The organism is Streptomyces sp. XY006 (assembly GCF_002237655.1).
GTDB lineage: Bacteria > Actinomycetota > Actinomycetes > Streptomycetales > Streptomycetaceae > Streptomyces > Streptomyces levis.
Genome location: NZ_NOKT01000004.1, coordinates 61,187 through 83,356, shown reverse-complemented (window position 1 = coordinate 83,356; position 22,170 = coordinate 61,187). Strand labels below are relative to the sequence as shown.

The window sequence follows — 22,170 nt, the reverse complement described above, 5'->3', positions numbered from 1 at the left end:
ACAGAAGGATCACTTGAGGAAGTCCGGTACGTCCAGTTCCTCGGCCGCGCTGTCCGAGTAGGTGCGCGGCGCCGGCGGGACCGGCGGGGCGACCGGGATGTCCTCGACCGGCTTCGGAGCGGGCTCCGGGTCCTCCTTCGGCGTCACGCTGCCGAGCGAGCCGAAGGCCGGGCGGCTCTCGGTCTGCCGCGCCGGGGCCGGCTCCTCGCGCTTGGCCGAGGCCGAGCCGATCACGTTCTCCCGGCGGGCCGGGGGCTGGCCCCCGTCGAAGCCGGCGGCGATCACGGTGACCCGGACCTCGTCGCCGAGGGCGTCGTCGATGACCGCGCCGAAGATGATGTTGGCCTCGGGGTGGGCGGCCTCGCTGACCAGCTGGGCGGCCTCGTTGATCTCGAACAGGCCGAGGTCGGAACCGCCGGAGATGGAGAGCAGGACCCCGCGGGCGCCGTCGATGGACGCCTCCAGCAGCGGCGAGGAGATCGCCATCTCGGCGGCGGCCACCGCGCGGTCGTCGCCGCGGGCGGAGCCGATACCCATCAGGGCCGAGCCGGCCTCGGACATGACCGACTTGACGTCGGCGAAGTCGAGGTTGATCAGGCCCGGGGTGGTGATGAGGTCGGTGATGCCCTGCACACCCGAGAGCAGCACCTGGTCGGCCGACTTGAAGGCGTCGAGCACCGAGACCTGGCGGTCCGAGATGGACAGCAGCCGGTCGTTCGGGATGACGATGAGGGTGTCGACCTCTTCGCGGAGCTCGGCGATGCCGTCCTCGGCCTGGTTCGCGCGGCGCCGCCCCTCGAAGGTGAACGGGCGGGTGACCACACCGATGGTGAGGGCACCGAGCGAGCGGGCGATGTTGGCCACGACGGGCGCGCCGCCGGTGCCGGTGCCGCCGCCTTCACCGGCTGTCACGAAGACCATGTCGGCCCCCTTGAGGACCTCCTCGATCTCCTCGCGGTGGTCCTCGGCGGCCTTGCGGCCCACGGCCGGGTTGGCTCCGGCGCCGAGTCCGCGGGTGAGTTCGCGGCCGACGTCCAGCTTGACGTCGGCGTCGCTCATCAACAGAGCTTGCGCGTCGGTGTTGATGGCGATGAACTCGACGCCCTTGAGACCGACCTCGATCATCCGGTTGATGGCATTGACACCACCGCCGCCGACACCGATGACTTTGATGACTGCGAGGTAGTTCTGCGGTGCTGCCACGTCGAAGGCCTCTCGCCTCGAGTTACGTGTCGCCGAATCCCCGTGACGCCCTGCGCCCCGCGACCCGACGACTGATGCCGAATGGGACGGTCCGTATCGCCGACCCGAACCCTAACCCTGAAGTTTAGGGTTACCAGTGTGTCCGTTCCTTGGAGTCTTCTGAACAGGACACTAAGTCGACAAGTGGCGCACGTTCAACGAACACGCCGAACCTCCCGTTTTTCTTTTCACCCTATGTGATCAGCCGTAGCACTGCCCAACCAGGGTGCTGGCCTGCGCGGATGTGCGTCAACTCCCTGATGACGCAGGCGCGGTGGGGACGCTCACGTCGAAGTGCCGCGCGTCGCGCGCGGCTTTCATCAGGGCGGTCAGCGCACGGGCCTTCGCGGCGCCCTTCTCACTGCTGCCCCAGACGACGGTACGGCCGTCCTTCAGCTCCAGCGAGATGTGGTCGTAGGAACGGACCTTGACGGTCCGTGTGTCGCGGGCGACCGCGGCCGGAACGGCACGGGCGACGCCGACCGCCTCGCGCACCAGCCGGGGCTCGCCGAAGCGGCGCAGGCTGGCGGCGGCCGAACCGGAGCGCGACAGCGTCAATTCCAGCGCGGGCACGCCTTTCGGCGCCTCGGAAACCGTGGCGAAACGGACACCTTCATCGTCCACTTCGACGAACTTTCCGCCCTTTTGGACAATCAGAACCGGAGTCCGCTCGACCACTTTCAGGTCGATTCCATGCGGCCAGGAACGGACCACGTCAACCGCGTCAATTCGGGGCAATTTCCGGCGCAGTCGCGTCTCGATCGCATCCGTGTCGACGGAAATCAGCGGCTCCCCGAGGGGAACCTCGGCGGCCGCCCTGACCTGAGCCGGCGTCAGGACGCGGGTACCCGACACGGAGACCCGCTCGGCGCGCAGCCAGTCGGATCCGTAGAACAGCCACAGGGTGGGGATGCCGAGGAAGACCAGGGCGAGGACCAGGATGACGATCACACGAACGTGGCGCCGCCTCAGACGCCTGGCGGGAGGCGGGCCGGACGACTTCTGCTGGCGTTCACCGCGCTCGGCGGTGGTCGATCCGGCCACGCTCCCCTGCCTTCCGTCATACGTGCCTAGCGGTGTGCACGAGCGGCGGCGATCGCCTCGTACACCATGCCGACGAGCAGGTCGTCGGCGTCCCTGCGGCCGAACTCGGCGGCGGCGCGGGACATCTGGTACAGCCGGTGCGGGTCGGCGAGCACGGGCAGCACGTTCTGCTGGACCCACTCGGGGGTCAGCTCCGCGTCGTCGACCAGCAGGCCGCCGCCGGCCTTGACCACCGGCTGGGCGTTGAGCCGCTGTTCGCCGTTGCCGATGGGCAGCGGGACGTAGGCGGCCGGGAGCCCGACGGCGGAGAGTTCGGCGACGGTCATCGCGCCCGCGCGGCAGAGCATCATGTCGGCAGCGGCGTACGCGAGGTCCATCCGGTCCAGGTAACTTACCGGGATGTAGGGGGGCATCCCCGGCATCTGCTGGACCTGCGGCAGTTCGTTCTTCGGGCCGACCGCGTGCAGGATCTGGATGCCCGCCTGCTGCAGCCAGGGCGCGACCGTCTGCACGACCTCGTTGAGGCGGCGGGCGCCCTGGGAGCCGCCGGAGACCAGCAGCGTGGGCAGGTTCGGGTCGAGCCCGAAGGCGGCCCGGGCCTCGGGGCGTACGGCGGCCCGGTCCAGGGTGGCGATGGAGCGGCGCAGCGGGATGCCGATGTAGCGGGCGCCGCGCAGCTTGCTGTCCGGCGTGGAGACGGCGACCTGGCTGGCGTAGCGGGAGCCGATCTTGTTGGCCAGTCCTGGGCGGGCGTTGGCCTCGTGGATGACGATGGGCACACCGAGGCGCTTGGCCGCGAGGTAGCCGGGCAGGGCGACGTAGCCGCCGAAGCCGACGACGGCGTCCGCCTTGGTGCGCTCAAGGATCTGCTCGGTCGCCTTGATGGTGCCGCGCAGCCGGCCCGGGACGGTGATCAGCTCGGGCGTGGGCTTGCGTGGCAGCGGTACGGCGGGGATCAACGCGAGTTCGTAACCGCGCTCGGGTACGAGACGCGTCTCCAGGCCTCGCTCCGTGCCCAGGGCCGTGATGCCCACGGTCGGGTCCTGCCTGCGCAGGGCGTCCGCGAGGGCGAGCGCGGGCTCGATGTGGCCCGCGGTTCCTCCGCCGGCGAGTACGACATGCACCGAAATTCACCGCTCTCCGGACGGACGCGCCGCCGTGGCGCGCCGTCGCATCGTGTTCCATCTCCGGGGACTCCGACCCGAACCGGTTCCCCCGGCCCCCCGCTTTCTACCAAAGCGAGGTTGCCGCATCGCAAGCGCTGCCCGCGCAGCGGGCTCGTCGCGCGCGAAGGCGATCAGGAGCCCGATGGCGAACATGGTCGGCAGCAGGGCGGAACCTCCGTAGGAGAACAGCGGGAGAGGCACGCCGGCGATCGGCAGCAGACCGAGCACCGCACCGATGTTGATCACGGCCTGGGCCGTGATCCAGGTGGTCACGCCTCCCGCGGCATACCTCACGAAGGGGTCCTCCGTGCGTCCGGCCACGCGGATACCCGCATAGCCTAGAGCCGCGAAGAGGGCGAGAACCGACAGCGTCCCCGCCAGGCCCAGTTCCTCACCGGTGACGGCGAAGATGAAGTCGGTGTGGGCTTCGGGGAGTTGGCCCCATTTCTCCACACTCGCGCCCAGTCCGGAGCCGAAGATTCCGCCGGAGGCGAGGGCGTAGATGCCGTGCACGGCCTGCCAGCAGTCGACCGGTCCCGACTGGGGTTCCGTGGCGCCGAGGCACTGCAGGCGGGCCATGCGGTTGGGGCTGGTCTTGATGAGGATCAGGCCGAGCACCGCGGCGACCGACAGGACGCCGGCGAACAGCCGCGTGGGCGCTCCGGCCAGCCAGAGCAGGCCGAACAGGATGGCCGTGAGGATGATCGCGGTGCCCATGTCGCCGCCGATCATGATCAGTCCGAGCAGCATGAAGGCGGCCGGGACCAGCGGGACGAGCATGTGCTTCCACTGGGTCAGCAGCTTCCTGTCCTGCTTGCGGGCGAGCAGGTCGGCGCCCCACAGCACCAGCGCGAGCTTGCCGAACTCACTGGGCTGGATCTGGAAGGAGCCGCCGACGGCGATCCAGTTCTGGTTGCCGTTGACCGAGACTCCTATCCCGGGCACCTGCACCAGGGCCATGAGGAAGACGGCGCCGGCGAGGATCGGGTAGGCCAGCGCCCGGTGGAGTTTCACCGGCATGCGTGAGGCGGCGAACAGCAGACCGGCGCCGATGACCGCCGCGAGCAGCTGTTTGCGGAAGAAGTACGAGCCGGGCAGCGACATCTGCAGCGCGGTGATCTGGGAGGCCGAGTACACCATCACCAGGCCCAGCACGGTGATCAGCAGACTGCCGCCGAAGATCAGGTAGTAGGCGGTCAGCGGCCGGTCCCAGCCGCGGCGGGCGCGGGTGTACAGGCCGAGGACGCCGTTCTCGCGCGGGAGCCGGGTCGCCGCGGGCCGCTTGGGGGCGCGCGGGGCCGGGGGCCGTCCGGTGCGGCTGGTGGGCATCGCCGCTCACCCCGCCTTGCCGGAGGGGGACGTCGTGCGGCGCACGCTCCCCGGCCGCTCGGACACCAGCCACATCCGTCTCACGCGTCCCTCCCAGGTACGCCCGGCGCCACCGCCGGGCGTGGCGGACCCGGGTCAGCCCTCGACGGAGCCGAGCTCGCGAACGGCGTCCGCGAAAGCGTCCCCGCGCTTGTTGTAGTCGGCGAACATGTCCATGGAGGCGCAGGCCGGGGCCAGCAGCACCGTGTCGCCCGCCTGAGCGAGCCGCCGCGCCTCGTGGACCGCCGCGCGCATCGCCCCAGTGTCGGTCCGGTCGAGGTCGACGACGGGTACCTCCGGGGCGTGTCGCGCCAGGGCTTCGCGGATGAGCGCGCGGTCCGCGCCGATCAGCACGGCCCCGCGCAGCCGCTTGGCCGACTTGGCGACCAGCTCGTCGAAGGTCGCGCCCTTGGCGAGTCCGCCCGCGATCCACACGATCGACTCGTACGCCGCCAACGAGGCCTCCGCGGCGTGGGTGTTGGTCGCCTTGGAGTCGTCGACCCAGGCGACCCCGTCCACGTCGGCGATGTGCGCGATGCGGTGGGCGTCCGGGGTGAAGGCCCGCAGCCCGTCCCGGACGGCCTTGGCGGGCACGCCGTAGGCGCGGGCGAGGGCCGCCGCCGCCAGGGCGTTGGCGATGTTGTGCGGGGCCGGCGGGTCGACGTCCGCGACCTCGGCGAGCTCCTGGGCGTTCTTCTGCCGGTTCTCGACGAAGGCGCGGTCGACCAGGATGCCCTCCACGACGCCGAGTTGGGAGGGCGCCGGGGTGCCGAGGGTGAAGCCGACGGCCCGGCAGCCCTCCTCCACGTCGGCCTCGCGGACCAGGTCCTCGGTGGCCTTGTCCGCCACGTTGTAGACGCAGGCGACGCGGTTGCCCTCGTAGATACGGCCCTTGTCCTTGGCGTACGCCTCCATGGAGCCGTGCCAGTCGAGGTGGTCGGGGGCGAGGTTGAGCACGGCGGCCGAGTGGGCGCGCAGGGACGGCGCCCAGTGCAGCTGGTAGCTGGACAGCTCCACGGCCAGGACGTCGTAACTCTCCTCGCCGAGCACCGCGTCCAGCAGGGAGACGCCGATGTTGCCGACGGCGGCGGTGCGCAGGCCCGCCGCCTTCAGGATCGAGGCGAGCATCTGGACGGTGGTGGTCTTGCCGTTGGTGCCCGTGACGGCGAGCCAGGGCGCGGCGTCGGGGCCGCGCAGGCGCCAGGCCAGTTCGACATCGCCCCAGACCGGGACGCCCGCCTGCGCCGCCGCCGTGAACAGCGGCTTGTCCGGCTTCCAGCCGGGTGCGGTGACGATCAGCTCGGTGCCCTCCGGCAGGCTGTCGCCGTCGCCGAGGCGCACGGTGATGCCGAGCGCCTCCAGTTCGGCGGCCTGCGCCCGCGCGCGCTCGTCGGCGCCGTCGTTGACGACCGTGACGCGCGCGCCGAGGCCGTGCAGCACCTTGGCCGCCGGGACGCCCGAGACGCCGAGTCCGGCGACGGTGACGTGCTTGCCCTGGAAGTCGAAGGGCTCCGAGGAGGTCACTTGTCCGCTGCCCATCCTGCGTAGAAGAGGCCGAGTCCGACGATCACACAAATGCCCTGGATGATCCAGAAGCGGACCACGACGAGCACTTCGGACCAGCCCTTGAGTTCGAAGTGGTGCTGCAGTGGCGCCATCCGGAAGACGCGCTTGCCGGTGAGGCGGAACGAACCGACCTGGATCACCACGGACATGGTGATCAGGACGAACAGGCCGCCGAGGATGGCGAGCAGCAGCTCGGTGCGCGAGCAGATCGCGAGGCCGGCGAGCACACCGCCGAGCGCGAGCGAACCGGTGTCGCCCATGAAGATCTTGGCCGGTGAGGTGTTCCACCACAGGAAGCCCAGGCAGGCGCCCATCAGCGCGGAGGCGACCACCGCGAGGTCGAGCGGGTCGCGGACCTCGTAACAGGCCCCGGGGTTGGTCAGGGTGCCCGCGTTGGCGCAGGACTCCTGGAACTGCCAGACGCCGATGAAGGTGTAGGCGCCGAAGACGAGCACCGAGGCGCCGGTGGCCAGACCGTCCAGACCGTCGGTGAGGTTCACGCCGTTGGACATCGCGAGGATCATGAACAGCGCCCAGACCACGAACAGCACCGGGCCGATCGTCCAGCCGAAGTCCGTGATGAACGACAGCTTCGTGGAGGCCGGGGTGTTGCCGCGGTTGTCCGCGAACTGCAGGGACAGCACCGCGAAGCCGATGCCGACGATCAGCTGGCCGGCCATCTTCGCCTTGGCCCGCAGGCCCAGCGAACGACGCTTGACGATCTTGATGTAGTCGTCGAGGAAGCCGACCAGGCCCATGCCGACCATCAGTCCGAGCACCAGCAGACCCGAGAAGGTCGGCGCCGCGTCGGCCTCCGGGTCCAGGTAGCCCGTGATGACCTTGGCCAGGAAGTACGCGGCCACCGTCGCCAGGATGAACGCGATGCCGCCCATGGTCGGCGTACCGCGCTTGCTGGCGTGCTCGCGCGGGCCGTCGTCGCGGATGTACTGGCCGTAGCCCTTGCGCGCGAGCAGCTTGATCAGCAGCGGGGTGCCGACCAGCGTGAGAAACAGGCCAATGACTCCTGCGAACAGGATCTGCTTCATCATCGGGCGGCAACCTCACCCTCGGCACCGGACTCGAGCAGCGCCTGGGCAACGCTTTCGAGCCCGACCGAACGGGACGCCTTCACGAGCACGACGTCCCCCGGGCGCAACTCGCTGCGCAACAGGTCGACCGCCGCCTGTGCGTCGGACACGTGCACCGACTCCTCACCCCACGAACCCTCGTTATATGCGCCCAGTTGCAGCCAGGCGGCTTCCCTGCCACCGACCGCGACGAGCTTGCTGACGTTGAGCCGGACGGCGAGCCGCCCGACCGCGTCGTGCTCGGCGAGAGCCTCGTCCCCGAGCTCGGCCATCTTGCCGAGCACCGCCCACGTACGGCGTCCCTTGCCCATGGCCGCCAGCGCGCGCAGCGCGGCCTTCATGGACTCGGGGTTCGCGTTGTAGGCGTCGTTGACGACCGTCACGCCGTCCGGGCGCTCGGTGACCTCCATCCGCCAGCGGGAGAGGGAGCCCGCCTCGGAGAGCGCGACGGCGATCTCGTCTGCGGACATGCCCAACTCGTGGGCGACGGCGGCCGCGGCGAGCGCGTTCGACACGTGGTGCTCACCGTACAGGCGCATGGTCACATCGCTTGCACCGGAGGGTGTGTGAAGCCTGAACGCGGGCTGTCCGGTGTCCGTGAGTCGCACGTTCTCGGCGCGAACGTCCGCTTCGCCGGACTCTCCGAAAAGGAGCACCTTCGCCTTCGTACGGGAGGCCATGGCCCGGACGTAGGGGTCGTCCGCGTTGAGGACGGCCGTGCCCCCGTCGGCCTCGGACGGCAGGGACTCCACGAGTTCGCCCTTGGCCTGGGCGATCTGCTCGCGGCCGCCGAACTCGCCGATGTGGGCGGAGCCGACGTTGAGCACCAGGCCGATCTTCGGAGGGGTCAGTTCCGTGAGGTAGCGGATGTGCCCGATGCCGCGGGCGCCCATCTCCAGGACGAGGAACCTCGTCTCCTCGGTGGCGCTGAGCGCGGTGAGCGGCAGCCCGATCTCGTTGTTGAGGGAGCCGGGCGTGAACACCGTGGGCGCCTTGCGCTGGAGCACCTGCGCGATGAGGTCCTTGGTGCTGGTCTTGCCCGCCGAGCCGGTGAGGGCGACGAGGGTGGCGCCGAGGCGGGCCACGACGTGCCGGGCGAGGGCGCCGAGAGCGGTCTGGACGTCCTCCACGACGATCGCGGGCACGCCGACGGGGCGGGTGCCGAGCACGGCCACCGCTCCCGCCTCGACGACCGCCGCGGCGAAGTCGTGGCCGTCCACGCGCTCACCGGCGAAGGCCACGAACAGGCTGCCCGGCCCCGCTTCGCGGGAGTCCCGGACCACCGGGCCGGTGACCTGGACGGACGGATCCGGTATGTCGTGCGTCTGCCCGCCGACGACTTCTGCGATCTCGGCGAGGGAGAGGGCGATCACAAGTTCATCCCCTGGGTCTTCTGGATTTTCATCCCTGGGTCTTCCGGATGGCTTCGCGCAGCACCTGGCGGTCGTCGAAGGGACGGACCACCCCGGCGATGTCCTGGCCCTGTTCGTGGCCCTTGCCGGCGACCAGCACCGTGTCGCCGGGCTCGGCACGCGCCACGGCGGCGGCGATCGCGGCGGCCCGGTCCTCGAAGACCTGCACCTCGCCGCGCTCGTGCGCGGGCACGGAGGCCGCGCCCTGCAGCATCGTGGCGAGGATCGCGAGGGGGTCCTCGCCACGGGGGTTGTCGGAGGTCAGCACGGCGGTGTCGGCGAGCCGTGCCGCGGCGGCGCCCATCGGCTCCCGCTTGGTCCTGTCCCGGTCGCCGCCGCAGCCGAGCACGATGTGCAGCCTGCCCTCGGTGACCTTGCGCAGGGCGCGCAGCACGGACTCGACGGCGTCGGTCTTGTGCGCGTAGTCGACGACCGCGAGGTAGGGCTGTCCGGCGTCCACGCGCTCCAGGCGGCCCGGCACGCCGGGGACGGCGGCCACGCCGTCGGCGGCGGACTGCGGGTCGAGTCCGGCGACGGCGAGGGCGACGATCGCGGCCAGGGTGTTGGCCACGTTGAACGGGCCCGGCAGCGGCGAGGTGGCGCTGATCCGCTCGCCCTTGGGCCCGACGACGGTGAACGTCGAGTCCAGCCGGCCGACCCGGACGTCCTCGGCGCGCCAGTCGGCGTCGGGGTGGCCCTCGGCGGAGTAGGTGACGACCGGGACGGTGGCTTCCTTCGCCAGCCTGCGGCCGTACTCGTCGTCGACGTTGACCACGCCGAGCCTGCTCCGTTTCGGCGTGAACAGCTGCGCCTTCGCCTGGAAGTAGTCCTCCATGTCGGAGTGGAACTCCATGTGCTCCGGGCTGAGGTTGGTGAAGACGCCGATGTCGAAGACGCAGCCGTCGACGCGGCCGAGCACCAGGGCGTGGCTGGAGACCTCCATGGCGACCGCCTCGACGCCGCGCTCGCGCATGACGGCGAACAGGGCCTGCAGGTCGGTGGCCTCGGGCGTGGTCCGCTCGGACTTGATGCGCTCGTCGCCGATGCGCATCTCGACCGTGCCGATCAGGCCGGTGGACCGGACCGTCTTCAGGCCGCCCTCGACGAGGTAGGCGGTGGTGGTCTTGCCGGAGGTGCCGGTGATGCCGATCTGGAGCAGGTCCCGGCCGGGGTGGCCGTAGATCGTGGCGGCCAGCTCGCCCATCTGCCCGCGCGGGTCGTCGACGACCAGGACGGGCAGACCGGACGCGGCGGCGCGGTCGGCGCCGGTCGGGTCGGTCAGCACGGCGGCGGCGCCGAGGCCCGCGGCCTGGTTCACGAAGTCCGCGCCGTGCAGGCGGGCGCCCGGGAGGGCGGCGTACAGGTCGCCGGGCCGCACGGCCCGCGAGTCATGGGTGATGCCCGTGACCTCGGCGGCGCCCTGTGGCGCGGGAGCACCCAGCTGAACGGCGAGTTCCGCGAGGGATGTGGCGGAGACCTGCACCGGCCTGGGCGGCCCGGGGTATGTCACGGGATGCCCCTTCTGGGTGGTTTGGGACTGATCAGCGTGTGGCACGGCGGTGAGCGTACCGGGCGTACCCGCCTCCGGGCGAAGTGAGGGGCGGGGGGTGCTGTGGTTCCCGGGGTCCGGGGTGATCGTCGTCACGAGGTGGTTCCTGGCTGTTTCGGTGCGGACCGGTAGGGGCCGGTCAGCGCTGGAAGGTGACCGGGAGCTTGGCGGGCTTGGCCCCGGTCGGCGGGACCTGGAGGGACTTCAGCGCGAACTCCATGACCTGCTTGTAGACGGGTCCGCAGATCTGCCCGCCGAAGTAGCTGCCCCGGGTGGCGTTCTGGATGGCGCAGTAGACGGTGATACGGGGTTGGTCGGCGGGCGCGAACCCGGCGAAGGACGAGGTGTAGCCGCGGTACTTGCCGGTGGCCGGATCCACGCGGTTGGCCGTGCCCGTCTTGCCCGCGACGCGGTAGCCGGGGATGCGCGCCTTGGTGCCGGTGCCCTCCTCGTCGTCCACGACGGACTCCAGCATCCGGGCGAGGGTCTTCGCCGTCTGCGCGCTCACGACCCGCGTCTTCTCGGGCTTGGGGGCGGGTGTGAAGCGGCCGTCGGGGCCCTTGGTGCCGCGTACGAGCGTGGGTTCGACGCGGACGCCGCCGTTGGCGATGGTCGAGTACACGGAGGCGGCCTGCATGGCGTTGATGGAGACGCCCTGGCCGAAAGGGATCGTGTACTGCTGCGAGGTCGACCACTTGTCCGGCGGGGCGAGGATGCCCTTGGTCTCGCCGGGGAAGCCGAGGCCGGTGTAACTGCCGAGGCCGAACTTGCGCAGGTAGTCGTAGAGGACCTTGTTGGCCCGCGCCTGCGTCGTGCCGAGCTGGCCGGTGGCGAGGATGGTGCCGATGTTGCTGGACTTGGCCAGGACGCCGTTGAGCGTCAGGTACCAGGTCGGGTGGTCGACGTCGTCCTTGAAGAGCCGGTCGCCGCGGTGCAGCCGGTTGGGCACGACGACGTGGGTCATCGGGGTGGCGGCCCGCTCCTGCAGGACGGCGGCCATCGACATGACCTTGGCCGTGGAGCCGGGCTCGAAGGCGTCCTGCAGCGCCGCGTTGCCGAGGGCGGCCGGGTCGGCGTCGGACAGGTCGTTCGGGTCGAACCCGGGCGAGTTGGCCATGGCCAGGATCTGTCCGGTGCGGGTGTCCTGGACGATGACGTAGCCGCGGTCGGCCGCGGACTCCTCGACCTGCTCGGTGATGGCGTTCTGGGCGGCCCACTGGATGTCGCGGTCGATGGTGAGCTCGACGTCGCTGCCCGGTACGGCGGGGGTCTCGGTGGCGCCTCCCGCGGTGGGGACGAGGCGGCCGCCGGACTGGGCGTAGCGGATCTTGCCGTCCTTGCCGGCCAGCTGCTTGTTCAGCTGCAGCTCGATGCCGCCGCCGGGCTTGCCCTCGGCGTTGACCCAGCCCAGTATCCCGGCGGCGAGCTCGCCGTTGGGATACACGCGCTTGCTGGTGGCGACGGAGAAGACGCCCGCGAGCACGTTGTGCACGGACTTGTCCGTCTCCTCCTTCTTGGCGAGCGCGGACTTCAGGTCCTTGATCTGCTTCCAGACCTGCGGGGTCTGGCGGGAGGCCAGCTTCACGTAGCGCAGGGCCTTGTTCTTCGGGCGCAGCTTGCCGACCAGGGTCTCCTGGTCCTGGCCGAGGATCGGCGCGAGCAGGGCGGCCGCCTGCTCGGGCCCGTCGCCGATCTTCAGCATGTCCGGCGCGAACATGGTGGGGTCGGCCGTGATGTCGTAGGCGTCCTCGCTGGTGGCCAGGGCGACTCCGGAGCGGTCGGTGATCTCGCCGCGGTCCGCGGCCAGCACCTGGCCCACATAGCGGTTCTGCTCGGCCTTGGCGGCGTACGTGCTCGCGTCGACGGCCTGCACCTGGAACAGCCGTACGACGAAGGCGATCAGCACCAGGGTGAGCGCGAGCCCGACCAGCCGCAGCCGGGGGCGCGGGCTGCCCAGCCGGAGCGGCTTGGGTGCGCCCGGGCGTCCCGGTCCTGGCCGCCGGGCCGGCCGGGCACCCGGCCCGGGCCGGCGCCTAGCGTCGGGGCGGGCGGGCCTGGCCGGGCCGGGCACACGGCGGCGAGGCGGTTCCCTGTCGGACACTTCCGTCACCTGCCGGGGGTCGATGCGGTGCCGTCGGGCATGGCCTCGGGGGCGAGGACCAGGGGGACGTGGGCGGCGGCCGGACGGACGCCGGGGGCGGGGCTGGGGACGCCCTTGACCGTGCCGTCGGGGCCCAGGAAGGCGGGGTCGCCGCCGGGGACCATGCCGAGTTCGCGGGCGCGGCGCTGGAGGGCCTCGGGCGCGGAGTAGGCGTCGATGTCCCGCTGGAGGGCCTGCTCCTCGTCGGTGAGGTTCTTGGTCTCGCGCTGGAGGTCGTCGAGCTGGAACGCGCCTTCGCTGACGGCCGAGTTCAGCACGAGGAGGCCGATGAGACCGCCGCCGAGGAGGAGGACGACCAGGAGGACGAAGGGGGTGCGGGCGGCCTGCCCCGGGCCGGTGGGAAAGAGCCGCGCGAGACGCGCCGCCCTGCCGGTCAGTTCGGGTTTACTGCTCACACGCGCTCCCTCGGATCCGCCCCGGCCCGCGGCCCCCGACCGGCGCTGCCCCGTCCGGGCACGACGATCCCTCGCACGCCCGGGCTCCACCGGCCCGAGACGACGTTCCCCCGCACGCCCGGGCTCCACCGGCCCGGGCGCACTGCCCGAGGCCCGTTCGCTCCGCGTCCGTACGGGACGGCCGCCGCCCGTCACACACGCGCGTTCCACCGGCCCCGGACGACGGTCCCCCCGCCACCGGCGTGCCACCGGCCCGGGACCACCGCCCGAGACCCGCTCGCGCCGCATCCGCACGGGACGGCCGCCGCCCGTCACACACTCGCGTTCCATCGCTCCGGGACCACCCGTGGCTCACTCGACGTCCTCCCTGATGCGCTGGGCGCCGCGCAGCCGCGCCGGTGCCGCTCGCCGGTTCTCGGCGATCTCCTCCTCGGTGGGGAGTTCGGCACCGCGGGTGAGCAGCTTGAGCCGCGGCTGGTAGCGCTCGGGCACGACCGGCAGCCCGGGCGGCGCGGTGGTGGCGGCGCCGGCCGCGAACACCTGCTTGACCAGCCGGTCCTCCAGCGAGTGGTAGGACAGCACCGCGATCCGCCCGCCGACGTCCAGCGCCTTCACGGCGGCCGGGATCGCCCGTTCCAGGACGGCGAGTTCGCCGTTGACCTCGATGCGCAGGGCCTGGAAGGTGCGCTTGGCCGGGTTGCCGCCGGTGCGCTTGGCGGCCTGCGGCAGGGCGTCACGGATCAGCTCGACCAGCCGCGCGCTGGTGCTGAACGGCTCCTTCTCCCGCTCGCGCACGATCGCGCTGACGATCCGCTTGGCCTGCTTCTCCTCGCCGTACGCCCGCAGGATGCGGACCAGTTCGCCCGGCGGGTACGTGTTGAGGACCTCCGCGGCGCTGACCCCGGTCGTCTGGTCCATCCGCATGTCGAGCGGCGCGTCCTGGGCGTAGGCGAAGCCGCGGTCGGCCTCGTCGAGCTGCATGGAGGAGACGCCGAGGTCGAACAGGACGCCCTGCACGCGCGCGAGGCCGAGCCTGCGCAGCACGTCGGGGAGTTCGTCGTAGACGGCGTGGACGAGCGTGGCGCGCTCGCCGTAGGGCGCGAGGCGCTCGCCGGACAGGCGCAGGGCCTCCTTGTCGCGGTCGAGGGCGACGAGGCGGACGTCCGGGAACCGCTCCAGGAGTGCCTCGCTGTGGCCGCCGAGGCCGAGGGTGCAGTCGACGACCACGGCGTCCGGGCCCTCCAGGGCGGGTGCCAGCAGATCCAGGCACCGCTGGAGCATCACCGGGACGTGTCGACTCTCGCTCAAGGGGCCCTCTCAGATCCGGCGGGCCCGTACGTACGCGCCGCGCACGCGGGGAGATTCCCGGTCGTCGCCGGGGTCTCCGAAGAATTCAGTCCAGCGGGCAGAGTCTCGCCTCCCGCTTCGCGTCACTTTAGTCCACCCTGTCTCGCGGTCAATCAACCGGCCTGCGCGTCGCAGCCCCCGCCACACCACCCCTGTGGGTTACCTCACTACAAGGCCCGATGGCGTTCTTTGTCCCCTCTCACAGCGGGCTGAGAGCACAGGTGACCAGTAACGTCATGGTTATGACGACTTCTGCATCGGTTCCCACTGGCCCCCACGCCGCGACCACCGGCGGCACCGTCACCGACCGGCTCGTCGAAGCCAACGAGCGCTACGCCGAGGCCTTCACCGATCCGGGCATGGACGCGCGCCCCGTCCTGCACGTCGCCGTCGTGGCCTGCATGGACGCCCGCCTCGACCTGCACGCGGCGCTCGGTCTCCAACTCGGTGACTGTCACACGATCCGCAACGCGGGCGGTGTCGTCACCGACGACGTGATCCGCTCCCTCACCATCAGCCAGCGCAAGCTGGGCACGCGCAGCGTGGTCCTCATCCACCACACCGGCTGCGGCCTGGAGAGCCTGACCGAGGACTTCCGCAACGAGCTGGAGGAGGAGGTCGGCCAGCGCCCGGCGTGGGCCGTGGAGTCCTTCCGGGACGTCGACCAGGACGTCCGGCAGTCGATGCAGCGTGTGCGGACCTCGCCGTTCCTGCTGCACACCGACGACGTGCGCGGCTTCGTCTTCGACGTGAAGACCGGCCTGCTGCGCGAGGTCGACCCGGCCTCGCCCGCCTCCTGACCTGGTCGCCCACCCCGTCCGGCAACCCCTGGTAGCTGTCGAAAACCTGTCAGTCACGCGTTCGAATGGTCGTAAGACCGACATATCGCGGCCAGTTGTCCACAGTCGAGTGACACGAATCGGTAACGGCAGCAAGAATGCGGGGAGTGGCGTCGCGCGGAACTTTTCACGCGTGGTGTCCGTGTTCGGGGTGGGCCGGCCCGCGTCATGCGGCGTCGGCCCGGGAAAATGGGGTATCCCGTGCTTCCTGAGAGCAGGGGAAAGGCCGAGGAGGGCCGGGTGACGACCTATGACGATCGAGCGAGCCTCACTGATCTGACCGCCGTGGTGGAGCGCGTGCGGGAGTCGGTGGAAGGCGTGATCGAGGGCAAGCCCGAGGTCGTACGGCTCTCGCTGACCGTGCTGCTCGCCGAGGGGCATCTGCTGATCGAGGATGTCCCGGGCGTCGGCAAGACGATGCTGGCCAAGGCGCTGGCACGGTCCATCGACTGCTCGGTGCGGCGCATCCAGTTCACGCCCGACCTGCTGCCGTCGGACATCACCGGTGTGTCCATCTGGGACCAGCAGCGCCGCGACTTCGAGTTCAAGCCGGGCGCGATCTTCGCGCAGGTGGTGATCGGCGACGAGATCAACCGCGCCTCGCCCAAGACGCAGTCCGCGCTGCTGGAGTCGATGGAGGAGCGCCAGGTCACCATCGACGGCAAGACCTACGAGCTGCCCAGCCCCTTCATGGTGGTGGCGACGCAGAACCCAGTCGAGATGGAGGGCACCTACCCGCTGCCGGAGGCCCAGCGCGACCGCTTCATGGCCCGCGTCTCGGTCGGCTACCCCAGCGCGGAGGCCGAGCTGCAGATGCTGGACGTGCACGGCGGCGTCTCGCCCCTGGAGGACCTCCAGCCGGTGGCCCACGCGCACGAGATCCTCAAGCTGATCGAGGCGGTGCGCGGCGTGCACGTGGCCGAGCCGGTCCGCCGTTACGCGGTCGACCTGGTCGGCGCCACGCGCACCCACCCCGACCTGAGACTGGGCGCCTCCCCGCGCGCCACGCTGCATCTGCTGCGCGCGGCGAAGGCGTCCGCGGCCCTGAGCGGCCGGGAGTACGCGCTGCCGGACGACGTGCAGGCCCTCGCCGTCGCCGTCCTGGCCCACCGCCTGCTGCCCACCGCCCAGGCCCAGCTCAACCGCCGCACGGCCGAGCAGGTCGTCGACGAGATCCTGCAGCGCACGCCGGTCCCGGCGTCGCCCCAGCAGCAGAGCGGCTTCGGCGCCGTGGGCCGCACCGCGCCGACCTATCCCTCGCACCCGCCGCGGAGGCTGTGATGACCACCGCGGGGACGGGGCAGGCGGAGGCCGACCGGGGCGAGAAGGGCGGCGTCCGCACCGCCCTGGCCGGTCTGACCACCCGCGGACGTTCCTTCCTGGCCGCCGGCGTCGCGGCCGCCGTCTGCTCGTACGTGCTCGGACAGGCCGACCTGCTGCGCGTCGGCCTGCTGCTGGCGGTGCTGCCGCTGGTGTGCGCGACCGTGCTGTACCGCACGCGCTACCGCGTCGCCGGCAGCCGCCGGCTCTCCCCCGCGCGCGTGCCCGCCGGCAGCGAGGCACGGGTCCACCTGCGGATGGACAACGTCTCGCGGCTGCCCACAGGCCTGCTGATGCTCCAGGACCGCGTGCCCTACGTGCTCGGTCCCCGGCCCCGGTTCGTGCTGGACCGGGTGGAGGCGGGCGGCCGGCGCGAGGTGTCCTACCGGGTCCGCTCCGACCTGCGCGGCCGCTACCCCCTGGGCCCGCTCCAGCTGCGCCTGACCGACCCGTTCGGCATGTGCGAGCTGACCCGGTCCTTCTCCACGTACGACACCCTGACCGTGATCCCGCGCGTGGAGCCGCTGGCCCCGGTGCGCCTGAGCGGCGAGGCGAAGGGGTACGGCGACGGGCGGCAGCGCTCGCTCGCGCTGGCCGGCGAGGACGACGTGATCCCGCGCGGCTACCGCTACGGCGACGACCTGCGCCGCGTGCACTGGCGCTCGACCGCCCGCTACGGCGAGCTGATGGTGCGCCGCGAGGAGCAGCCGCAGCGCGCCCGCTGCACGGTCCTGCTCGACACCCGCGGCATCGCCTACGAGGGCGCGGGCCCGGACTCGGCCTTCGAGTGGGCCGTCGCGGGCGCCGCCTCCGTGCTGGTGCACATGCTCGAACGGGGCTTCTCCGTACGGCTGCTGACGGACACCGGCAACGCGGTCCCGGGCGAGGGCGGCGACGGCTTCGCGGGCGCGAGCCAGGAGTCGGCGGACGCGGCCGGGCTGATGATGGACACCCTCGCCGTGATCGACCACTCCGACGGCGCGGGCCTGTCCCGGGCCTACGACGTGATCCGCGGCGGGAACGAGGGGCTGCTGGTGGCCTTCCTCGGCGACCTGGACGAGGAGCAGGCGGCCGTGGTGGCCCGGATGCGGCAGCGCAGCGGCGGCGCGGTGGCCTTCGTGCTGGACAGCGGAGCCTGGACGCGGGAACCGAGCGACGTGCCCGGTCCGTTGGACGGGAGCGAGGAGCGGCTGCGCTTGCTGCGCGAGGCGGGGTGGACGGTCCTCGGCGTGCCGCGGGGCGCCTCGCTGGACGAGCTGTGGCGGCACGCGGACCGGGAGCGCCGGGGCGTGGCCGCCGCGAACGGCGGGGAGGGACGCTGATGAGCGGGCGGGTACGACTGACGCTGGGCGCGTGGGCGGCCACGCTGATGGCCTCGTGCGCCCTGCTGCCCCTCGTCCAGCCGGCCACCTGGATCGTGCAGGCGGCGTTCCTGCTGGCCGTGCAGGCGGGCGTGGGCGCCGCGGCCCGCCGGGTTCCGCTGGCCCGACCGCTCACGATCGCGGCCCAGGCCCTGGTGACGCTGTTCCTGCTGACGTTCCTCTTCGCCCGCGAGCAGGCCCTGGCCGGGCTGCTTCCGGGGCCGCAGGCCTTCGAGCGCTTCGCCTTCCTGCTCGAACAGGGCGGGCAGGACATCGCGCGGTACGCGATCCCGGCGCCCCTGGAGTCCGACGGCATCCGGCTGATGCTCATCGGCGGGGTGCTGATCATCGGTCTGCTGGTGGACACGCTCGCGGTGACCTTCCGCAGCGCCGCCCCGGCCGGTCTGCCGCTGCTCGCGCTGTACTCGGTCGCGGCGGGGCTGTCCGACGGGGGCACCGACTGGCTGTGGTTCCTGGTCGCGGCGGCCGGCTATCTGATGCTGCTGCTGGCCGAGGGGCGGGACCGGCTCTCCCAGTGGGGCCGCGTCTTCGGCGGTGCCCCGCGCACAGGCACGGGCGAGCCGACCGGCGCCGTCGCCCCGGTCCGCACCGGCCGGCGCATCGGCGTGGTCGCGCTGGGCATCGCCCTGGTGGTGCCGCTCGCCCTGCCGACGATGAACGGCGGGCTGCTGGACTCGGTGGGAGCGGGCGCGGGCGCCGGCTCGGGCGGCGGGGGCACGATCTCCGCCGTGAACCCGCTGGTGTCGCTGCGCGACAGCCTGAACGCGGACGAGGACCAGCAGGTACTGTCCGTGAAGACCGAGATGGCGGACGTCTCGGACCTGTATCTGCGGATCGTGTCCCTGGACGACTTCGACGGCACGACCTGGAAGCCCTCGCGACGGTCCATCACGGCCGTCCCCGAGGGCCCGTTCCCCACCCCGATCGGCCTCTCCGCCGACGTCAAGCGCGCGGAGGTCGACACCTCCATATCGGCGGCCGACTGGTACGCCCAGGACTGGCTGCCGATGCCGTACCCGCCGAGCGGGGTGCGCATCGACGGCAACTGGCGCTACGAGCCGCTGGGCATGACCCTGGTCGGTGACCACGGCCAGAACACACGCGGGCTGACGTACCAGGTCAGGAGCCTGGACGTGCAGCCGACGGCGGAGCAGCTGGCCGCCGCGGGGCCGCCGCCGGAGGCCATCCGGCGCGACTTCACCGAGCTGCCCGACTCGCTCCCGGCCGTGGTGTCCCGCACGGCCCGTCAGGTCACCGCGGACGCCGCCAACCCGTACGACCAGGCGGTGAAGCTGCAGGACTGGTTCGCCGTGACCGGCGGCTTCGAGTACGACACGCAGGTGCAGGTCGGCAGCGGCTCGGAGGCGATCGCCCGGTTCCTGCGGGACAAGCAGGGCTTCTGCGTGCACTTCTCCTTCGCCATGGCGGCGATGGCCCGCTCCCTGGACATCCCGGCCCGGGTCGCGGTGGGCTTCGCGCCCGGTTCCCCGCAGGCGGACGGCACGGTGTCGGTGGGACTGCGTGACGCGCACGCCTGGCCCGAGCTGTACTTCGAAGGCGTGGGCTGGACCCGCTTCGAGCCGACGCCCACCCGCGGCTCGATGCCGCCTTACACGCTGCCGGACACGCCGGGCAGCTCGGTGCCGGACGACACCCGCCCGACCCAGTCGACGTCCGCCGCGCCGTCCGCGACGCCCTCCAGGAGCGAGAGCTGCACGCCGGAGCAGAAGAAGCTGGACGGCGGCTGTGGCAGCGAGTCGCCCCAGGCGGTGCTGCCCACCGGTGACGACGGCCCGAAGTGGTACGCGTTCCTGGCCTGGGCCCTGGCCGGTCTCGCGGTACTGGCACTGCCCCTGGCCCCCATGCTGTGGCGCCTGCGCACCCGCTCGGTACGGCTGGGGGCACACGGCCGCGGTGAGGCGGACGCGGCGCCGCACACCCTGGCCGTCTGGCAGGAGCTGACCGACACCGCGTGGGACTTCGGCATCCCGCCGGACGAGTCGCTGACCCCGCGCAAGGCGGCCGCCCGCATCGTCCGGCTGGGCGGTCTCGACGGCACGGCGGCGGCGTCGGTGCACCGGGCGGCGGACGCGGTGGAGCAGGTGCTGTACGCACCGCACCCCCGCCTCACGGCCGGCCTGACGGACGACGTCCGCCGTGTGACGGCGGGCCTGAGCGCCGGGGCCGGCCGCGCGGCGAGGCTCCGCGCGGTCCTCGCACCGCGCTCCACCGCGCGCGTGCTCTGGGCGGCCTCGGACTGGTGGTCCGGCCTCCGGCAACGAGCCGTATCCCTCCGCCCGACCTGGGGCAAGCAGGGCTGAGTCCAGCGGCGCCGGGCCGCCCCGCGGGGGCGGCATGAGCCGGGCCGCCCGAAGCGACGGAAGCCGGTCGGACGAGACGCGTCCGACCGGCTTTGGCATGGGCCCGGTGGCGTCCGGCCGCTTCGGAGGTCCGGGGCCGGTGGCTCACCGCTTTCGGGCGGGCTCCGGGCCTGTTCCGGCAGGGAGCCGGGTCCGACCGCACCGCCACAGCCACCGGCATCGGCGCGGGCACCGCCATCCGCACCCCAGGACTACCGCCTGCGCATGCGTTAGGGGGTGACCACCACTCGGTGGTCACCCCCTAACGATGTGATCATGGGGTCCTGCAGAGGCCCGGCGCGGGGCTAATGACCGCCCTGCTCGTCGCGGCGCTTCTGCCAGCGCTGCTCGATGCGGTCCATCATGGAGCGCCGTTGCCGGCCCTGGCGGCGGCCCTGTGGGCCCGCGGCGGCACCGGCGGCCTGTTCCCCCGGCTTGGGGGCCTTGCGCCAGCCGGTCACGGCGAGCACCGCGCATCCCAGCATGACGAGGAAGCCCACGACGCTGAGCCAGACCTGCTTGGCGACCATACCGGCCATGAGGAGCGCAATACCTACGAGGAAGCCCGCGACCGCCTGGTAGACCCGCCGCCGGGTGTACGTACGCAGCCCGCTTCCCTCAAGCGCCGACGCGAACTTGGGATCTTCGGCGTACAGCGCTCGCTCCATCTGCTCGAGCATGCGCTGCTCGTGCTCCGAGAGCGGCACGGAGTCCTCCTCATCGTGCAGTCGCCGGGGCGACCCGGGGGGTCCCTTCAGGATAGGCAGGGAATCGCCCCCGTGAAACCCGCCCCTCTACGCCAATTGGCCAACCGGAATCCGCCATGGACGTCCCGGCTCGCTGAGGCTTGTCATTCCCCGGCGGCCGACCCGTCATGCCGGACGGTCTCCCTCGATCATACGGCGCCAAGCCCCCATTCGGGGGGCCTGTGGCGTACTCCATCCCCAGCCAAGCCGCTGATCAGCGGCGGTACCCCGGCAGGCGGCTCAGGCCTCGCCCGCCTCAGACGTCTCGTTGACCCCACCGGTTTCAGCGGTCTCTCCGGTCTCACCGGTCTCGGCGAGCACGTGGAGCTGCGTGGCCACGGAGTGGAAGGCCGGGAGCTCCGCCGCCGCCTCCTCCAGCTTCAGCAGCGCCTCCAGGGCTCCGGGCTCGGTGTCCACGAGGACGCCCGGCACGAGGTCGGCGAAGACCCGCACGCCGTGCACGGCGCCGACCCGCAGGCCCGCGCCCTCGGCCAGAGACGTGAGCTGCTCGGCGGTGAAGCGGCGCGGGACCGGATCACCCGAGCCCCATCGTCCGTTCGGGTCGTCGAGCGCCTGCCTGGCCTCCTTGAAGTGCCCGGCGAGGGCCCGGGCGAGCACGGCACCGCCGAGCCCGGCAGCGAGCAGGCTGAGGACACCCTCCGGGCGCAGCGCGGCCACCGCGTTGCGTACGCCCTCGGCCGGGTCGTCCACGTACTCCAGGACGCCGTGGCACAGCACCGCGTCGTAGGCGCCGCGCTCGGCCACGTCGAAGAGGCCGTGGGCGTCGCCCTGCACGCCCTTGACCCGGTCGGCGACGCCGGCCTCGGCGGCGCGGCGCTCCAGCGCGAACAGCGCGTTGGGGCTGGGGTCGACGACCGTGACCCGGTGGCCGAGGCGGGCCACGGGCACGGCGAAGTTGCCGCTGCCGCCTCCGGTGTCGAGGACGTCCAGCGACTCCCGGCCCGTGGCCTTGACCCGGCGGTCCAGGGCGTCCTGGAGGACCTCCCAGACCACGGCGGTACGGAGTGAGGCTCGGGGTCGCATCGGGTCCGACACGGCAGTTGACTCCTCGGCGCGGCACCGCCTCTTGCGCGGCGGAGCGAACGGGCTGCCTTCCCGGCCCCGGCCAGGGGGAGGGAAGACTTCAGGCGTCCCCCACCCTATTGCCTCCGGCCCGGAGCCCGG

The 22,170-nt window shown here is 72.1% G+C and carries 17 protein-coding genes; 4 read left to right on the top strand and 13 right to left on the bottom strand.

The features are described from left to right. Positions 1 to 9: 9 nt before the first annotated feature. From ftsZ to rsmH, 11 genes are all read right to left on the bottom strand, one after another. Entirely contained in the window at positions 10 to 1,203 is a 1,194-nt protein-coding gene (ftsZ, locus tag CHR28_RS06495) for a cell division protein FtsZ (RefSeq protein WP_094052509.1), read from the bottom strand. 288 nt (positions 1,204 to 1,491) lie between these two features. Further along, on the bottom strand, positions 1,492 to 2,286 hold the full coding sequence (locus tag CHR28_RS06490; RefSeq protein ID WP_094052508.1) for a cell division protein FtsQ/DivIB: 795 nt from the start codon (positions 2,284 to 2,286) through the stop codon (positions 1,492 to 1,494). 26 nt (positions 2,287 to 2,312) lie between these two features. Further along, positions 2,313 to 3,410, bottom strand: a complete 1,098-nt coding sequence (gene murG / locus CHR28_RS06485) for an undecaprenyldiphospho-muramoylpentapeptide beta-N-acetylglucosaminyltransferase (protein WP_010039354.1) — start codon at positions 3,408 to 3,410, stop codon at positions 2,313 to 2,315. A 6-nt stretch (positions 3,411 to 3,416) separates the two neighbouring features. Continuing rightward, on the bottom strand, positions 3,417 to 4,781 hold the full coding sequence (ftsW, locus tag CHR28_RS06480) for a putative lipid II flippase FtsW (RefSeq protein WP_094052507.1): 1,365 nt from the start codon (positions 4,779 to 4,781) through the stop codon (positions 3,417 to 3,419). A gap of 135 nt (positions 4,782 to 4,916) precedes the next feature. After that, entirely contained in the window at positions 4,917 to 6,359 is a 1,443-nt protein-coding gene (murD, locus tag CHR28_RS06475) for a UDP-N-acetylmuramoyl-L-alanine--D-glutamate ligase (protein ID WP_179272332.1), read from the bottom strand. Next, complete coding sequence (mraY, locus tag CHR28_RS06470) at positions 6,341 to 7,432, bottom strand: phospho-N-acetylmuramoyl-pentapeptide-transferase (RefSeq protein WP_094052719.1); 1,092 nt, start codon at positions 7,430 to 7,432, stop codon at positions 6,341 to 6,343. The genes murD and mraY overlap by 19 nt, the downstream gene beginning before the upstream one ends. After that, complete coding sequence (locus tag CHR28_RS06465) at positions 7,432 to 8,847, bottom strand: UDP-N-acetylmuramoyl-tripeptide--D-alanyl-D-alanine ligase (RefSeq protein WP_094052505.1); 1,416 nt, start codon at positions 8,845 to 8,847, stop codon at positions 7,432 to 7,434. The genes mraY and CHR28_RS06465 overlap by 1 nt, the downstream gene beginning before the upstream one ends. A 28-nt stretch (positions 8,848 to 8,875) precedes the next feature. Then, complete coding sequence (locus CHR28_RS06460; protein ID WP_094052504.1) at positions 8,876 to 10,396, bottom strand: UDP-N-acetylmuramoyl-L-alanyl-D-glutamate--2,6-diaminopimelate ligase; 1,521 nt, start codon at positions 10,394 to 10,396, stop codon at positions 8,876 to 8,878. Positions 10,397 to 10,574: 178 nt separating this feature from the next. Then, positions 10,575 to 12,536 carry a peptidoglycan D,D-transpeptidase FtsI family protein gene (locus CHR28_RS06455; protein WP_306437559.1) on the bottom strand — a complete coding sequence of 654 codons (1,962 nt, stop codon included), beginning with the start codon at positions 12,534 to 12,536 and terminating at the stop codon, positions 10,575 to 10,577. 5 nt (positions 12,537 to 12,541) lie between these two features. Next, entirely contained in the window at positions 12,542 to 12,991 is a 450-nt protein-coding gene (locus tag CHR28_RS06450) for a septum formation initiator family protein (RefSeq protein WP_094052502.1), read from the bottom strand. Between the two features lie 351 nt (positions 12,992 to 13,342). Then, positions 13,343 to 14,299 (bottom strand): 16S rRNA (cytosine(1402)-N(4))-methyltransferase RsmH, encoded by a 957-nt coding sequence (rsmH, locus tag CHR28_RS06445; RefSeq protein WP_094052501.1) that lies wholly within the window; start codon positions 14,297 to 14,299, stop codon positions 13,343 to 13,345. 218 nt (positions 14,300 to 14,517) lie between these two features. On the opposite strand from rsmH, the gene CHR28_RS06440 reads away from it, so the two are divergent. The 4 genes from CHR28_RS06440 to CHR28_RS06425 all read left to right on the top strand — a co-directional run bounded on the left by CHR28_RS06440 (position 14,518) and on the right by CHR28_RS06425 (position 20,200). Next, positions 14,518 to 15,138: a beta-class carbonic anhydrase gene (locus CHR28_RS06440; RefSeq protein WP_179272331.1), complete on the top strand. Its 621-nt coding sequence runs from the start codon at positions 14,518 to 14,520 to the stop codon at positions 15,136 to 15,138. Between the two features lie 279 nt (positions 15,139 to 15,417). Further along, positions 15,418 to 16,458 carry an AAA family ATPase gene (locus CHR28_RS06435; RefSeq protein ID WP_094052499.1) on the top strand — a complete coding sequence of 347 codons (1,041 nt, stop codon included), beginning with the start codon at positions 15,418 to 15,420 and terminating at the stop codon, positions 16,456 to 16,458. Continuing rightward, entirely contained in the window at positions 16,458 to 17,819 is a 1,362-nt protein-coding gene (locus CHR28_RS06430) for a DUF58 domain-containing protein (protein WP_094052498.1), read from the top strand. The genes CHR28_RS06435 and CHR28_RS06430 overlap by 1 nt, the downstream gene beginning before the upstream one ends. Beyond that, a complete protein-coding gene (locus CHR28_RS06425; protein ID WP_179272330.1) occupies positions 17,819 to 20,200 on the top strand; it encodes a transglutaminase TgpA family protein in 2,382 nt (793 codons plus the stop codon). Before CHR28_RS06430 ends, CHR28_RS06425 begins: the two co-directional genes overlap by 1 nt. A gap of 344 nt (positions 20,201 to 20,544) precedes the next feature. On the opposite strand, the gene CHR28_RS06420 is transcribed toward CHR28_RS06425, so the two are convergent. Together CHR28_RS06420 and CHR28_RS06415 are read right to left on the bottom strand one after the other, a co-directional pair. Next, on the bottom strand, positions 20,545 to 20,946 hold the full coding sequence (locus CHR28_RS06420) for a DUF3040 domain-containing protein (RefSeq protein ID WP_094052497.1): 402 nt from the start codon (positions 20,944 to 20,946) through the stop codon (positions 20,545 to 20,547). A gap of 279 nt (positions 20,947 to 21,225) precedes the next feature. After that, entirely contained in the window at positions 21,226 to 22,041 is an 816-nt protein-coding gene (locus CHR28_RS06415) for a methyltransferase (protein ID WP_094052496.1), read from the bottom strand. Between the last annotated feature and the right edge of the window lie 129 nt (positions 22,042 to 22,170).